This is a genomic window from Paenibacillus apiarius (assembly GCF_017052585.1).
GTDB classification, from domain to species: Bacteria; Bacillota; Bacilli; order Paenibacillales; family Paenibacillaceae; genus Paenibacillus_B; species Paenibacillus_B apiarius.
On record NZ_JAFFHZ010000001.1, the window covers coordinates 2345177 to 2360000 of the forward strand.

General features: G+C 48.5%; 13 protein-coding genes (1 of these 13 only partly in view). 7 read left to right on the forward strand and 6 right to left on the reverse strand.

The annotated features are described in order from the left end of the window. Position 1 precedes the first annotated feature (1 nt). From mnmE to rpmH, 5 genes are all read right to left on the reverse strand, one after another. Positions 2–1378: a tRNA uridine-5-carboxymethylaminomethyl(34) synthesis GTPase MnmE gene (gene mnmE, locus JSQ80_RS10695; protein WP_206095299.1), complete on the reverse strand. Its 1377-nt coding sequence runs from the start codon at positions 1376–1378 to the stop codon at positions 2–4. Positions 1379–1599: 221 nt separating this feature from the next. After that, positions 1600–2385: an RNA-binding cell elongation regulator Jag/EloR gene (gene jag / locus JSQ80_RS10700; protein ID WP_206095300.1), complete on the reverse strand. Its 786-nt coding sequence runs from the start codon at positions 2383–2385 to the stop codon at positions 1600–1602. Next, positions 2382–3170, reverse strand: coding sequence for a YidC/Oxa1 family membrane protein insertase (locus tag JSQ80_RS10705; RefSeq protein ID WP_087434849.1), 789 nt, complete (start codon positions 3168–3170; stop codon positions 2382–2384). The genes jag and JSQ80_RS10705 overlap by 4 nt, the downstream gene beginning before the upstream one ends. A 90-nt stretch (positions 3171–3260) precedes the next feature. Next, a complete protein-coding gene (gene rnpA / locus JSQ80_RS10710; protein WP_087434878.1) occupies positions 3261–3599 on the reverse strand; it encodes a ribonuclease P protein component in 339 nt (112 codons plus the stop codon). Positions 3600–3815: 216 nt separating this feature from the next. Continuing rightward, the gene (gene rpmH / locus JSQ80_RS10715) at positions 3816–3950 is read right to left on the reverse strand and encodes a 50S ribosomal protein L34 (RefSeq protein ID WP_087434850.1); all 135 of its coding nucleotides are present in this window, start codon (positions 3948–3950) and stop codon (positions 3816–3818) included. A gap of 905 nt (positions 3951–4855) precedes the next feature. On the opposite strand from rpmH, the gene dnaA reads away from it, so the two are divergent. From dnaA to gyrB, 6 genes are all read left to right on the forward strand, one after another. Continuing rightward, positions 4856–6211, forward strand: coding sequence for a chromosomal replication initiator protein DnaA (gene dnaA, locus JSQ80_RS10720; RefSeq protein WP_087434851.1), 1356 nt, complete (start codon positions 4856–4858; stop codon positions 6209–6211). Between the two features lie 182 nt (positions 6212–6393). Next, positions 6394–7536, forward strand: coding sequence for a DNA polymerase III subunit beta (gene dnaN, locus JSQ80_RS10725; RefSeq protein ID WP_087434852.1), 1143 nt, complete (start codon positions 6394–6396; stop codon positions 7534–7536). A gap of 85 nt (positions 7537–7621) precedes the next feature. Continuing rightward, the gene (yaaA, locus tag JSQ80_RS10730) at positions 7622–7846 is read left to right on the forward strand and encodes a S4 domain-containing protein YaaA (protein WP_087434853.1); all 225 of its coding nucleotides are present in this window, start codon (positions 7622–7624) and stop codon (positions 7844–7846) included. Positions 7847–7849: 3 nt separating this feature from the next. Further along, a complete protein-coding gene (recF, locus tag JSQ80_RS10735) occupies positions 7850–8962 on the forward strand; it encodes a DNA replication/repair protein RecF (protein WP_087434854.1) in 1113 nt (370 codons plus the stop codon). A 12-nt stretch (positions 8963–8974) separates the two neighbouring features. Continuing rightward, positions 8975–9232, forward strand: coding sequence for an extracellular matrix regulator RemB (gene remB / locus JSQ80_RS10740; RefSeq protein ID WP_087434855.1), 258 nt, complete (start codon positions 8975–8977; stop codon positions 9230–9232). 33 nt (positions 9233–9265) lie between these two features. Next, complete coding sequence (gene gyrB, locus JSQ80_RS10745; protein ID WP_087434856.1) at positions 9266–11176, forward strand: DNA topoisomerase (ATP-hydrolyzing) subunit B; 1911 nt, start codon at positions 9266–9268, stop codon at positions 11174–11176. 119 nt (positions 11177–11295) lie between these two features. Here the strand turns inward: gyrB and JSQ80_RS10750 are convergent, their stop codons facing one another. Further along, positions 11296–12045 carry a YheC/YheD family protein gene (locus JSQ80_RS10750; protein WP_087434879.1) on the reverse strand — a complete coding sequence of 250 codons (750 nt, stop codon included), beginning with the start codon at positions 12043–12045 and terminating at the stop codon, positions 11296–11298. 493 nt (positions 12046–12538) lie between these two features. Between JSQ80_RS10750 and gyrA the strand changes: the two genes are divergently transcribed. Further along, positions 12539–14824, forward strand: the 5' portion of a protein-coding gene (gene gyrA, locus JSQ80_RS10755; RefSeq protein ID WP_206095301.1) for a DNA gyrase subunit A. It continues 243 nt past the right edge of the window; only the first 2286 of its 2529 coding nucleotides appear in the window; it begins with the start codon at positions 12539–12541; the stop codon falls past the right edge of the window.

Genomic DNA, 14824 nt, shown 5'->3' on the forward strand with positions numbered 1-14824 from the left:
TTTATTTCCCGAGACAGAATTGGGAGAAGATCTGATCAATTAACGAATCCCCTACGGCATCGCCGATAATTTCTCCAAGCAGCTCCCACGCGGTGCGTACATCAATTTGAATCATATCGATAGGAATGCCTTGTTCCGAAGCCTCAACCGCATCATGCAGCGACTGCAGCGTCTTCTTCAACAGGGAAATATGTCGAACGTTGCTGACATACGTCATATCGTTAGACTCAATGCCTCCACTGAAGAAAAGATTGGAGATTGACTTCTCCAGGGAGTCCATCCCCTCTTGCTCTTTGACAGACATCGTGACGATACTGCCTCCGCCGAACACGGCTTTCAATTCATCTTCCTCTAACCGTTTAGGCAGATCCATTTTATTCACAATTACAATGACTTGTCTACCCACAATTTGCTGCATCCACTCCCGTTCATCCGGATGAAGCGGTTCATTGTGGTTCACGACGAACAGGATGAGATCGGCTTCCTGCAGCGCGCTTCTCGAACGCTCCACACCGATGCGTTCAACGACGTCCGAGGTTTCGCGAATGCCTGCCGTATCCAACAGACGAAGCGGAATCCCATTTATCGTCACAAATTCCTCGATGACATCCCGGGTCGTGCCGGGAATGTCCGTTACAATCGCTTTATTATCTTGGGCAAGGGCATTCAGCAAGGACGATTTCCCTACATTCGGTCTGCCGATGATGGCGGTCACAATGCCCTCTCTTAATATTTTCCCTTCCGAGGCCGTCTTTAACAGCTTTTCAATTTCGGAAATCACTTGTCCACAACGTTCTTGAATGAAGCGGCTCGTCAATTCCTCCACATCATGCTCCGGATAATCAATGTTGACCTCTATATGGGCCAGCGTCTCGATTAAGATGTGCCGCAACTGTTTAATGCGTGTGGACAACTGTCCGTCCGCCTGCTTCATCGCTACCGAGAAGGCTCGGTCCGATTTGGAGCGAATCAAATCCATAACCGCTTCCGCCTGAGACAGGTCAATACGCCCGTTCAGAAAAGCGCGCTTTGTAAATTCTCCTGGTTCGGCAACGCGAATCTGCTGCTGCAACAGGAGGTCCATCACCTTGCGGACCGAGATGACGCCGCCATGCGCATTGATCTCGACCACATCCTCGGCCGTAAACGATCGCGGCCCTTTCATGACGGTTACCAGCACCTCTTCCACCTTTTCACCGCTATCCGGATCGACGATATGTCCGTAGTGAATCGTATGGCTATCTGCTTCTGTCAGCTTCGTCTTCGAGCGAAAAATGCGCTCCACCTCGACTAGCGCCCCTTCCCCGCTTACGCGAATAATGGAGATGCCTCCTTCGCCAAGCGGAGTCGATACCGCCGCAATTGTCTCATACATCATGCTATGCTGCCTCCTTACATGAGCCCTTCATGTTCTATATATCATGTTATAACCCGTTTGCCTGGCTTTCAGCAGGTTGGGTTGCGCTTTCTCGCTTTGCAGAACTTAAATCTCCCTGATGTTAAAAAAATGCAATGATTACTCCTGAACCAGGCGCAACCATTGCATCTTGTGTCTATCTTTACGCATTTATAAATATGGATTCATAATGGCAATCGTGTTTATTTCAACGTAATGACGACGCGGCGGTTCGGCTCTTCGCCTTTGCTGTAAGTCTTCACCTTCTGGTGATCCTGCAGCTTCGCGTGAATAATCTTGCGTTCCTGCGGCGTCATCGGTTCCAACACTACCTCTTGCCGTGTACGAACCACTTTGCTCGCCAGACGGTCGGCCAGCGATTCAAGCGTCTTCTTCCGGCGCTCGCGAAATTGCTCTGCATCTAGGATAATACGGAGATGATGCTTGGAATAACGGTTGGCAACCAGGTTCGTTAAATATTGCAACGAATCCAACGTTTGACCCCGGCGCCCAATAATAAGACCTAAATCCGAGCCGCATATATCCAAAGTAACGGTGTCTTTGCGTTTATGCACCGCAACTTCCACTTCAAGTCCCATCGGGCGCGCCACATCGATAATGAACTGTTTCGCTTCCTCGATTGGGTCTTTCCCGTCGATAGAGGTATCAGAAGATGCATCGAATGCACCCTCTTCTTTTTCTCTGGACGACAAGCTTGCTGCGCTCTCTTCCATCTTTACTGCCGCGACATGAACCGGCTTAGCAAACGATGTCGATTCTGACTTTGGTTCAGGGTGCGGCGATGCTGCAGCATCCGCACGGAGCGTGAGTTCCACTTTCGCAGGACGCACTCCGATAAGACCGAACAGTCCGCGCGATGGTTTGTCCAACACGCGAACCGTTACCCGGTCTGCCGTAACGTTCCATTGTTCCAATCCGCTTTGTACTGCATCTTCGATCGTTTTTCCTGATACAATCAGCGTCTTCATTTCGCCGGCTGAACCTCCTTATCTTTGGAACGATAAAGGAAATAGTTCTGTACGATGGTAAACGTGTTGCTAAATACCCAGTACAACGGGAGCGCAGCTGGGAAGCTGAGCGACATGACAAAAATCAGAACAGGGAAAATCAGCATCATGAACTGCATCGACGACTGCATCGGATTTTGGCTGGCCATCATCTTCGACTGCAAGAATGTCGTCAGAGCGGCAATAATCGGGAGCACATAATACGGGTCAGGTTCCCCCAACTTCAGCCACAAAAAGGTATGCTCGCGAATGGCCGAGTTCATATAGATGGAGTTGTACAAGGCGATAAATACCGGCATTTGAATAAATACCGGCAAACAACCGGCAAGCGGATTGACATTGTGCTGCTGGAACAGCTTCATCGTCTCTTCCTGCTGCTTCTGCGGGTTGTCCTTATGCTTCTTCTTTATTTCAGCGAGCTGAGGCTGCAGCTTCTGCATTTCCTTCGAGCTGCGCATCTGTTTGATCGTAAGCGGCAAAATACAAAAACGGACGATAATCGTCAGGAGCAGGATAGCAAATCCGTATTCTCCTCCAAACCAACCTGCAAACGTATCCAACGCCAATGAAAAATAATAGACAACGTTACGCTCCCAGAAGTTACCCTGCAGCAGGTCTTCCGTCTTCATGGTAGCGGTCGATGACGTACATCCACTCAGTACAACTAATACCAGAACAGATACCGCCACTAAAAGCCATTTGCGGTTCGAAAACAACTTCTTCAGCGACAATAACGACAATAGCATAACCCCTCTCTTCAACCATCCGATTCCAAAGTAAATATATCATATTTCCAGCGTCAAAGGAAACGGTTCAATCACTCATCGCCGCGTCCTTTATTTCGTTACGGAAGCTTTGCGGAGCACATGATGAACACTTTTGGACAACTGCTCGTAATTCATCGTCGTCGCCCCTTTGCGCACGATAAAAATAAGATCGACATGATCGACGATCCGATCGGATTGAAGTCTGACAATTTCTTTAATCATTCGGCGCATGCGGTTGCGCATGACGGCATTGCCAATCTTTTTGCTCGCCGACACCCCTACGCGGAATCGCTCCACTTGAGGGCGGTGGAAGACATAAAGAACCAGCTGGTGATTCGCGAATGAGCGACCGTAGCGGTATACCCGGGTAAAATCTGCGCGGTCCCTGAGCCGATACTTTTTTTGCACGTTCATTCTCCTATCTTTTCCTCTGACAAGCAATCACCTGTATGTACCACCGCATTGATGCCGCAAAATACATTAACAAAGTATGCGCTTCTGTCATAAGGAATAAACGTTTGCCTTATTTCCTTAAAGAGCGAGTTTAAAAAAGAAGCCTTTTAAACAACCTCTTTATTAAAATAAGAAAAAAAGACCACCGCAGTGGTCTTGCATTCACGCTTATTATGCGCTCAATACTTTTCTGCCTTTTTGGCGACGAGCAGATAACACCTTGCGGCCGTTTTTCGTGCTCATTCTTTTACGGAAACCGTGAACTTTCTTACGTTTGCTCACGTTTGGTTTAAATGTCGGTTTCAACGTACTGCACCTCCTCAAATGATATATGTCATGGTGAACCAATCCATTGCTTCATTATATCTCTTTGCGGCCTGATTGCGCAAAATTCCTTTATATAGTTAAGCAGAATCCCATTGAAAAGTCAATATTTATCCATCATCTGGCGGGTATTTTTCCAGTTGCTCATGTAGCGCCGCCTTTTGTTCCAAGCAGCTTCATCTGCACCGACTCTCCATCCACAGGCCAAGCCCATTCCCTTCTCTTTTTTTCAGTTACACACATGTGCAAAACATTTTGAAAATCGACAAATTCCCAATCTATCTTGTGCATAACGTTTCAGGCGATCTTGTCCACAGCTGTCGAAAGGCAACAGGTTATGAACAATATGTAGTGGTGTATATAATTTTTATACACAAGTTATTGAATTTGTGGATAAAAAACGCGCTTTCGTTGAAAAATAAGGGCTCATCTGCTATGATTATATTGCTTTTCGGTTGTGAATAGAGAATGTGGATAAATAATTATCAACAACCTGTGGATAAAGTTGTGAACAATTCAGTTTAATCTGTTTAGAATTGTCCGACACCTTCTGCATATTGTGGATAAATAATAGCACGAAACGGTATACTTCGACATTATTTATGTCCGTTTCACGTACGTGATGAAGCGGAATATTGTCATGTCATGTCAGCATAGACCCCGACAAAACGCCCTTATAAGGAGGGCTTTCTGCGCCTTGGAGAGCCTTCTTTGCGTCTTGTCGGGGCAATTGTCCTTTTTTTGATGGATAATCATCGCGATCTATTCATCTCCTAGAAACGCTCGTCCATTTTTTTCAACGGCGCAGCCGTTTTCTTTGTAAGGCGTTTAACGCCGGTAAGCGCGTCATGTGACGACGCAGCAGGTTTGAAGGAGTGAAACAATCTGTGGAGCGCCAAGCGAATGAACATTGGCAGGAAATATTGTCCGTCATCCAGACCAAGCTAAGCAAGCCAAGCTTCGACACTTGGTTTAAAGCCACGAAGGCGGTCAAGTTTACGGACACGCAACTACTCATCACCGCGCCGACCACTTTTGCGGTCGAATGGCTGGAAAGCCGCTATACGAAGCTGGTAAGCTCGACGATCTTGGAAATGACGGGCCAACAAGTGGACGTCAAGTTCATTATCGAAGAAGCTGCCCAAGCAGAGCCGGAAGTCGTACAGCCACAGACTCCGCTACCTAGCAAGGCGATCCAGGACGAACCGGCTTCGAACATGCTCAACCCGAAATATACGTTCGACACGTTCGTTATCGGATCGAACAACCGCTTTGCGCACGCCGCCTCGCTCGCCGTTGCGGAAGCGCCAGCCAAAGCTTACAACCCTTTATTTCTTTACGGAGGCGTCGGACTGGGCAAGACTCACTTGATGCATGCGATCGGGCATTATATTTTGGAGCATAACCCGGCGTGCCGTGTCGTTTACACGACTTCAGAGAAGTTCATGAACGAATTCATCAACGCGATTCGCGACAACCGCGGGGAGAGCTTCCGCAACAAGTACCGCAACATCGACATTTTGCTCATCGACGACATTCAGTTTTTGGCAGGGAAGGAACAAACGCAAGAAGAGTTCTTTCATACGTTCAATGCGCTGCACAACGAAAATAAACAAATCGTCATTTCAAGCGATCGGCCGCCGAAGGAAATCGAGACACTTGAAGAGCGGCTGCGCTCCCGCTTTGAATGGGGACTCATTACCGATATTCAGCCTCCGGATTTGGAAACCAGGATCGCCATCCTGCGCAAGAAGGCAAAAGCGGAGAACTTGGACATTCCGAACGAAGCGATGGGCTACATCGCCAATCAAATCAATACGAATATCCGCGAGCTGGAAGGCGCATTAACGAGGGTTGTCGCCTTTTCGACGATGACGAATCAAGATATAACGACACATCTGGCAGCCGAGGCTTTGAAGGATATCATACCGTCCAGCCGGCCGAAAATGATTACGATACAAGACATCCAGCACAAAGTGGGCGAGTTCTACGGCATGAAGCTCGAGGATTTCAAAGCCCGCAAACGGACGAAGGCCGTTGCGTTCCCACGCCAAATTGCCATGTACTTGTCTCGTGAATTGACCGACTATTCGCTGCCTAAGATAGGAGAAGCATTCGGTGGGCGTGACCATACAACAGTCATCCACGCTCACGATAAGATTACGCAAAATATTCAGCAAGACCAGGAGTTATATAAAGTGATTCAGAATCTGATCGACAAAATTAAAAACCCGACTTTGTGAACAACATAAAAAGCCTATGCACAAACTATACACATGTGGATAGGCTTTACTTTATGCCCTTTTGAGACACTTATCCACATATTCAGGGCCCCTACTATTACTACTATATTTTAAAAGATTATATAGATCATCATAACAACAACATGACAAGATTCAACGCTAAAGCGTTAAGGAGTGATCACATGAAACTGTCGATATTGAAAAACGAACTGAATGAGGCGATACAAAACGTATCCAAGGCAATTTCCAGCCGGACTACAATTCCCATTTTGAGCGGGATTAAGATGGACGTTACGTTTCAAGGTGTGACGCTTACTGCAAGCGACACTGACATTTCCATCCAAAGCTTTATTCCGGTGGAAGACGATCGTCAAACAATCGTCCAAGTCGAACGTCCGGGCAGTGTTGTTTTGCCGGCTAAATTCTTTGTCGAAATTATTAAAAAACTTCCATCCCAAGACGTAGAAATTGAAGTGAGGGACCATTTTCAAACGTTTCTGCGTTCGGGAACGACAGATATTCAGATGGTTGGTCTTGACCCGGAAGAATTTCCGGTCCTGCCAAGCATTGAAGAAAATCAAATCATTACTGTAAACGGCGACTTGTTGAAGACGATGATTAAGCAAACCGTATTTGCGATTTCAACAAACGAGACCACTCCGATTTTAACCGGGGTGCTATGGTATTTGAACGAAGGAAGCTTGAAGTTCGTAGCGACGGATCGCCATCGTCTGGCCAGCCGTGTAGCCGATATTCAGGTGGATCATGAACTGCGCTTCAACAATGTGGTTATTTCTGGGAAAACGCTCAACGAGCTGAGCAAAATCATTCCCGATCAAAATACGATGGTTGATATTGTTGTTGCAGACAACCAAGTATTGTTCAAAATTGATCGCGTTCTGTTTTATTCACGCATTTTGGACGGGACGTATCCCGATACTTCTAAAATTATTCCGCAGCAATATAAAACAGAACTTGTTTTGGATACAAAAAAATTGACGGATGCAATCGACCGCGCCTATTTGCTCTCTCGTGAAGAGAAGACGAATATCGTGCGCCTGCAGACGAAAGAGGACGGGACAATCGAGATCTCATCCAGTTCGTCCGAGCTGGGCCGCGTCCAGGAGCAGCTTGAAGTGAAAGAGTTCAACGGTGAACCGCTCCGCATCGCATTTAACTCCAAATATATGCTGGATGTATTGAAAGTTGTCGAATGTGAACATATTTTCATCGGATTTACTGGCGCCATGAGTCCGATTATTATTAAACCAACAGAGCATGTAAACAGCCTGCATCTGATTTTGCCATACCGTACGACGAACTAAGCGCCCATGGCAGTTTACATGTGACGCGCCTTACGGTACAGTCAAAGGATAACGCTAGGCGGTACGGCAACAAGGAGGAAGCGACATGAACGACATTAAGATTTCAACGGAATATATTACGCTTGGTCAATTTCTGAAGCTGGCGAACTGCGCATCGACGGGAGGCCACGCCAAGATTATGTTGGCGGAAGCCATGGTCAAGGTGAACGGCGAAGACGAAGCGCGGCGAGGACGCAAGCTGTATGCTGGAGATGCCGTCAGCGTGGAAGGCTGCGGCGCGTTCCGCATCGTGCCTGCTCAGGAGGAGTAGCGGGTGTTCGTCAAAAGTGTTGCTTTGAAGCAATATCGCAATTACGAAGCTCTTGAAATGGACACGAGCAACCGGGTCAATATTTTTGTCGGAAACAATGCCCAAGGCAAGACCAACTTGCTGGAATCGATTTTTGTGCTCGCCCTGACCAAGTCTCACCGGACTTCGCGGGATAAGGAGCTTATCGGCTGGGAGGCGGAGCAAGCTCAGCTTAAGGCTGCTGTCGATCGGAAATATGGCACCGTGCAGCTGGAGCTGAATATTTCCCGTCAGGGAAAAAAGGCTAAATTGAACGGGCTCGAGCAGAAAAAACTAAGCGGGTTTATCGGCGCATTGAATGTCGTCATGTTCGCTCCGGAGGATCTAGAAATCGTTAAAGGCGCGCCCGGCATCCGCCGCCGGTTTTTGGACATGGAGATCGCTCAGGTGCAGCCTAGCTATCTGTATCATTTGCAGCAATATCAGAAGGTGCTGGCTCAGCGCAACAATCTGTTGAAGCAGATGTGGAGCGGTCCGAGCGCACAAGCCAACACCATGCTGGAAATATTCAACGAACAACTGGCGGATAATGGTGTTAAAGTTATAAAGAAGAGGAAACAATATTTAAAGAAGCTGCAAGCGTGGGCCGAACAGATTCACGCGGGAATTACGAACGAACGTGAGGCGCTCATGGTGGAATATGCGCCTTCGTTTACAGTGTCCGACGAAGATGACGCTGTTTTATTTGAGCAATTTATGATAAAGTTAACACAAATGAAAGACCAGGAGGTGCGGCGCGGCATGACACTTGTCGGGCCGCACCGGGACGATCTAGCCTTTTTCATTAACGGCAAAGAAGTGCAAACGTACGGATCTCAGGGGCAGCAGCGGACGACGGCTTTGTCGTTGAAGCTGGCTGAAATTGAGCTCATGCATGAAGAAATAGGGGAATATCCCGTACTGTTGCTCGATGATGTATTGTCCGAGCTGGATTCGTTTCGGCAAACGCAGCTGATTGAAACCTTTCAGAGTAAAGTACAGACGTTCATCACGACAACGGGCATTGAAGGCATTAACACAAGCAAGCTGCAAGATGCAAATATGTTCCACGTGGAAAACGGGCAAGTTAAGCGTTAAGGGGTGAGCGGGATGTATATTCATTTGGGCGGAGAGAGGGTTATTCGGTCCTCGGAACTGGTCGCTATTTTTGATGTGTCGATAGAAAAATCATCCAAGCTATCCAAACAGTTCGTGGCGAACGCGCACAAGGTAAGAAATGTGGAGACGATAGGCGAGGAAGATGCGAAATCCATCGTCGTGACGAAGGGAAAGGTATTTTACTCTCCGATTTCATCGACGACATTGAAGAAACGCGCACACTTTTTAGTGCGTGTGGAAGAAGCATAGATGGAACTGAAATTTATGAAGTAGGTGAAGGGCATGTCTTTGAATCAGAATTCGTATGATGAGAGCCAGATTCAGGTATTGGAAGGCTTGGAAGCCGTACGCAAGCGGCCAGGGATGTATATCGGTTCAACCAGTGCCAAAGGGCTTCATCATTTGGTATGGGAAGTGGTCGACAATAGTATTGATGAGGCGTTGGCCGGTTACTGTACGAAGATTCAAGTGATCGTGCATGAAGACAACAGCGTCACGGTCATTGACAACGGACGCGGGATTCCGGTAGGGGTACAAGAGAAGCTGAAGCGTCCTGCGGTCGAAGTCGTTATGACTGTCTTGCACGCAGGCGGGAAATTCGGCGGAGAAGGCTACAAAGTGTCCGGCGGTTTGCACGGTGTCGGGGTGTCGGTCGTCAACGCATTGTCGGAAATGCTGCTCGTTACCGTAAAGCGGGAGGGCCATATCCACCAGCAGGAATATCGCCGTGGTGTGCCGCAGGCAGACTTGAAGGTTATCGGGGAGACTGCGGAAACGGGAACGACCATTAAGTTCAAGCCAGATCCGGACGTGTTCACGGAAACGACGGAATATGAATATGATATTCTTCTTTCACGGATTCGCGAGCTCGCCTTTTTGAATAAAGGCATCGAGATGGTCCTTAGCGACGAACGGACGGGACAATCGCAGACGTTTAAATACGAAGGCGGAATCATGGAATTCGTCGATTATTTGAACCGAAACCGTGAAAAAATGCACGAGCCTCCGATTTATGTAGAGGGTTCCAAAGACAACATTACGTGCGAAATCGCACTTCAGTATAACGATAGCTATACCGAAAATATTTATTCATTCGCCAATAATATTCATACGCATGAGGGCGGCACGCACGAATCCGGATTTAAAAGCGCGCTTACTCGCATTATTAACGATTATGCCCGCAAGACGAACTTGGTGAAGGACAGTACCTCCAACTTGAGCGGTGATGACGTGCGGGAGGGCTTGACCGCTATCATTTCGGTGAAAATTCCGGAGCCGCAATTTGAAGGGCAGACGAAAACGAAGCTTGGCAACAGTGAAGTGCGCGGCATCGTGGAATCCGTCTTCTCCGAGAAATTTATGGATTTCTTGAATGAGAATCCGGCAATTTCCCGCAAAGTAGTGGAAAAAGGCCTGCAGGCTTCGCGCGCTCGTGAAGCGGCTCGCCGCGCCCGCGAATTAACGCGCCGGAAGAGTGCGCTCGAGGTTAGCTCCTTGCCAGGGAAATTGGCGGACTGTTCCTCGAAGGATGCAGCGCAATGCGAGCTCTTTATCGTCGAAGGTGACTCTGCGGGGGGCTCGGCGAAGCAAGGGCGGGATCGTCATTTCCAAGCGATCTTGCCACTGAAGGGGAAAATCTTGAACGTCGAGAAGTCCCGTCTGGATAGAATATTATCCAACGCGGAAATTCGGGCGATTATTACCGCACTAGGGACGAGTATTGGCGAAGACTTCGACTTGTCGAAGGCGCGCTATCACAAAATCATTATTATGACCGATGCCGATGTGGACGGCGCGCATATTCGAACGCTAATGTTGACATTCTTCTATCGTTACATGCGCAAGCTCATCGAAGCTGGTTTCGTGTATATCGCACAGCCGCCGCTCTATAAGATTGAACGCAACAAGGTTGTGCGTTATGCCGACAGCGATAAGCAGAAGGATGAGATTATTGCGGAATTCGGCGAAGGCGTAAAGGTCAACGTGCAGCGGTACAAAGGTCTCGGGGAAATGAACGCGGAGCAATTGTGGGAAACGACGATGGATCCGGAAAGCCGTAAAATGTTGCAAGTGACATTCGATGACGCCAAAATGGCGGATGAAGTATTCGATACACTCATGGGGGACAACGTCGAACCTCGCCGTGATTTCATCCAGCAACACGCGAAGTTTGTCAAGAACTTGGATATTTAACGTTTACCGGCGTACCTTGCCTGATTGTGCAGAGCAATTCAATGCCCCAGTTCGATGGACTGGGGCATTGCTGTATAACCAAGCTCCGTGAGTTGATTTTGGATGCTTAAGCTCAGAAATTACTTCCGGTCGAAGCGTCCATACGCTTTTGCGTAGCGGCGAATGCGCCGATAGGCAGGAGGATCAAAGGTGCGGTAGACATATATAGCAGGCTTGGTGTTCACCTCTAGTATCCATGGATGCATGCTTTTATCGAGCGCGATATCTAGACCTAACTCTTTAAGTCCCTTATATGATCGACCTAATTGTTGGCCGGTAGATATACCTAGCTGCTCAAGCTCACGGCCTAACCGGCGGATAGCAGCATTGTTCAGGCGGGAGTGAAGCAGCTTGGCCAGAGTCTCCATTTTGCCGCCGTTGCTTACATTGGTCACGATTTTACGGGCTGCTGCTTTCCGGCCCAAGATGGACATCGTTTCCCATTTGTTGTCCAAGTTTTTTTGCACCAACACCCGTAAGTCAAACTTTCGGCCTCGATGAGTCATCATGCGAATGCCTTGCTGCACCAAATACGTCCGATTTCCGATGCGTGATTTGATTGCAGCATGCAGGTTATCTAAGGAGTTGAAGGTCTGGGTCGAGACGCCTCCCCTCAGCTCGAAAGATGTATCGGAGCGTTGTTCGGCGCGCATAACGCCGTTCCCGTGCGTCCCTTTGTCTGGCTTTACGTATACCATTTTATGGCGGGCTATCATTTCTTTTAAGTGGTCGTAATTGAAGACCGCTGTCTCCGGAACGAACCGTTTTAACGATGAGCTTTGCAGAGTGCGGGTCTTTTTCCACTTGCTGAATACGCGACGAATGGACAAAAATGCATCACCCTTTGCGGAGTAGTCGGTTGCATCGCCTAGCTGGAACAAAGCGCTCCCTCAATTTAGACGATTTATACCAATGTATGGCTTAATCGTCTAAGAGGAATAGAACAAAAACCTATTTTTTGTGGAAAATGTTCGGATTTTGGGCAGTTTTATGGAACGTTTAATTGTATCTCTTTTGTGAAAGTAATATAATGAAAATAGCGTAGTTATGGAATTGATGAATATGATTTTATCCGTATGACTTGATGAATGCAGGAAGATTACGCTGGGCTTCACATGAATCGCGTGGCTATTCATCGGCTTGAATTCGGTTATACTCCATACGAGGAGGTTTGCCGTTTTTACTTGGAAAAATGATATTCATCCGTGGAGACGGTTCGTCCCCGATAATGGGGGTGGGAGCCGTTTTCGCTTGCTAAGCAAATTTTTGCTTTTTGCCATACAATGTGGACGCTGTTAAAGACGAAATATGAGGAGGTCCAACATGGCGGAAGAAAAACAATCGCAAATCAGGGATCGTGACATCGGAACCGAGATGCGGGAATCTTTCTTGGATTACGCGATGAGCATCATCGTAAGCCGTGCCTTGCCGGATGTGCGGGATGGCTTGAAGCCGGTGCATCGTCGTATTTTGTATGCGATGTCAGAACTCGGCATGTCGCCGGACAAGCCCTACAAGAAATCGGCCAGAATCGTCGGCGAAGTCATCGGTAAGTATCATCCGCATGGTGATTCAGCGGTATACGAGACGATGGTCCGTATGGCGCAGGACTTCTCGCTCCGCTACATGTTGGTAGACGGACACGGTAACTTCGGTTCTATCGACGGCGACTTCGCCGCGGCTATGAGATATACGGAAGCGCGCCTCTCCAAGATAGCGATGGAGCTGCTGCGCGATATTAACAAAGATACGATTGACTATGCTCCGAACTACGACGGGGAAGAGCAAGAGCCTGTCGTACTGCCTGCCCGTTTCCCGAACCTGCTCGTTAACGGGGTATCGGGGATTGCGGTAGGTATGGCGACCAATATTCCGCCACACAATTTGACGGAAGTCATTAACGGATTGCAGGCGCTTATCCGCAATCCCGAATTGACGCCGCTTGAGCTGATGGAATATATCAAAGGGCCGGATTTCCCTACATCAGGTTTAATTATCGGCCGTGAAGGAATCCGGCAAGCTTACATGACTGGACGCGGTTCAATTACGATGCGGGCCAGAGCGACCATTGAAGAGAACAACAACAAGGCGCGCATTGTCGTGCATGAGTTGCCTTATCAGGTCAATAAGGCGCGTCTTGTCGAGAAGATCGCGGAATTGGTCCGCGAGAAGCGCATTGACGGCATCACGGATTTGCGGGATGAATCGGACCGCAACGGGATGCGCATCGTTATTGAGCTCCGCCGCGATGTGAATCCGAGCGTTGTGTTGAACAATCTGTATAAACATACTGCCATGCAGTCCAACTTCGGCTGCAACATGCTGGCGCTCGTCAATCAAGAGCCGCGCGTGTTGAACCTGCATGACATGCTCTATTATTACTTGGAGCACCAGGTTGAAGTCATCCGGCGCCGTACCGAGTACGACCTAAGGAAGGCAGAGGCGCGTGCCCACATTCTCGAAGGGTTGCGTATTGCGCTTGACCATATCGATGAAATTATCGCGCTCATTCGGGGTTCCCAGAATGACGAGCAGGCGCGTGAAGGCTTAATGACGCGCTTCGGTCTCAGCTTCGATCAGGCTCAGGCGATCTTGGACATGCGTCTGCGCCGCCTGACTGGATTGGAACGCGAGAAGATCGAAGCCGAATATCAAGAGCTTCTGCTCAAAATTGCAGAATATCGCGAGATTTTGGCGAGCGAGGAGCTCGTCCTGAACATCATCAACGATGAGCTGGAAGAAGTGAAGCAGAAGTATGGTGACGAGCGCCGCACGGAAATCACGATTGGCGAAGACAGCATCTTGGATGAAGATCTCATTCCGAGAGAGGATGTCATCATTACGATTACCCATAGCGGATATATCAAGCGTCTTCCGTTAACGACGTATCGCAGCCAGAAGCGGGGCGGACGCGGAGTTGTGGGTATGGATACGAAGGATAACGACTTCGTCGAGCATCTGTTCGTAACCAACTCTCACCACTACCTGATGTTCTTCACGGACAAAGGGAAAGTGTACCGCATCAAAGCCTATGAAATTCCGGATCTGAGCCGGACGGCCCGCGGCACGCCGATTATCAACCTGATTCAAATCGAGCAGGGCGAATCGATTAACGCCGTTATTCCGGTAGAGCAATTCGACGACGAAAACTACTTGTTCTTTGCCACACGTCAAGGGATCGTGAAGAAGACGCCGTTGAATGATTATGTCAATATTCGCAAGGGCGGTCTCATAGCCATCAACCTGCGCGAGGATGACGACCTTATCGGGGTCCGCCTAACAGACGGCGAGCAAGAGATTATCATGGGGACGATGAACGGAATGTCCATCCGTTTCCCAGAAAGCGATGTCCGTTCGATGGGCCGTTCGGCGACCGGTGTCAAAGGCATTACCCTCGAAGCAAAAGACGCCGTCATCGATATGGATGTCGTGAAGATTGATAACGACGTCCTGATCGTCACTTCGAAAGGATATGGCAAACGGACGCCAATGGCGGACTATCGTATCCAGAGCCGTGGCGGCAAAGGTATTAAGACGATCAACGTAACGGATAAGAATGGTCCTGTCGTCGGCTTGAAGGTCGTTCAAGACGAAGAGGATCTGATGATT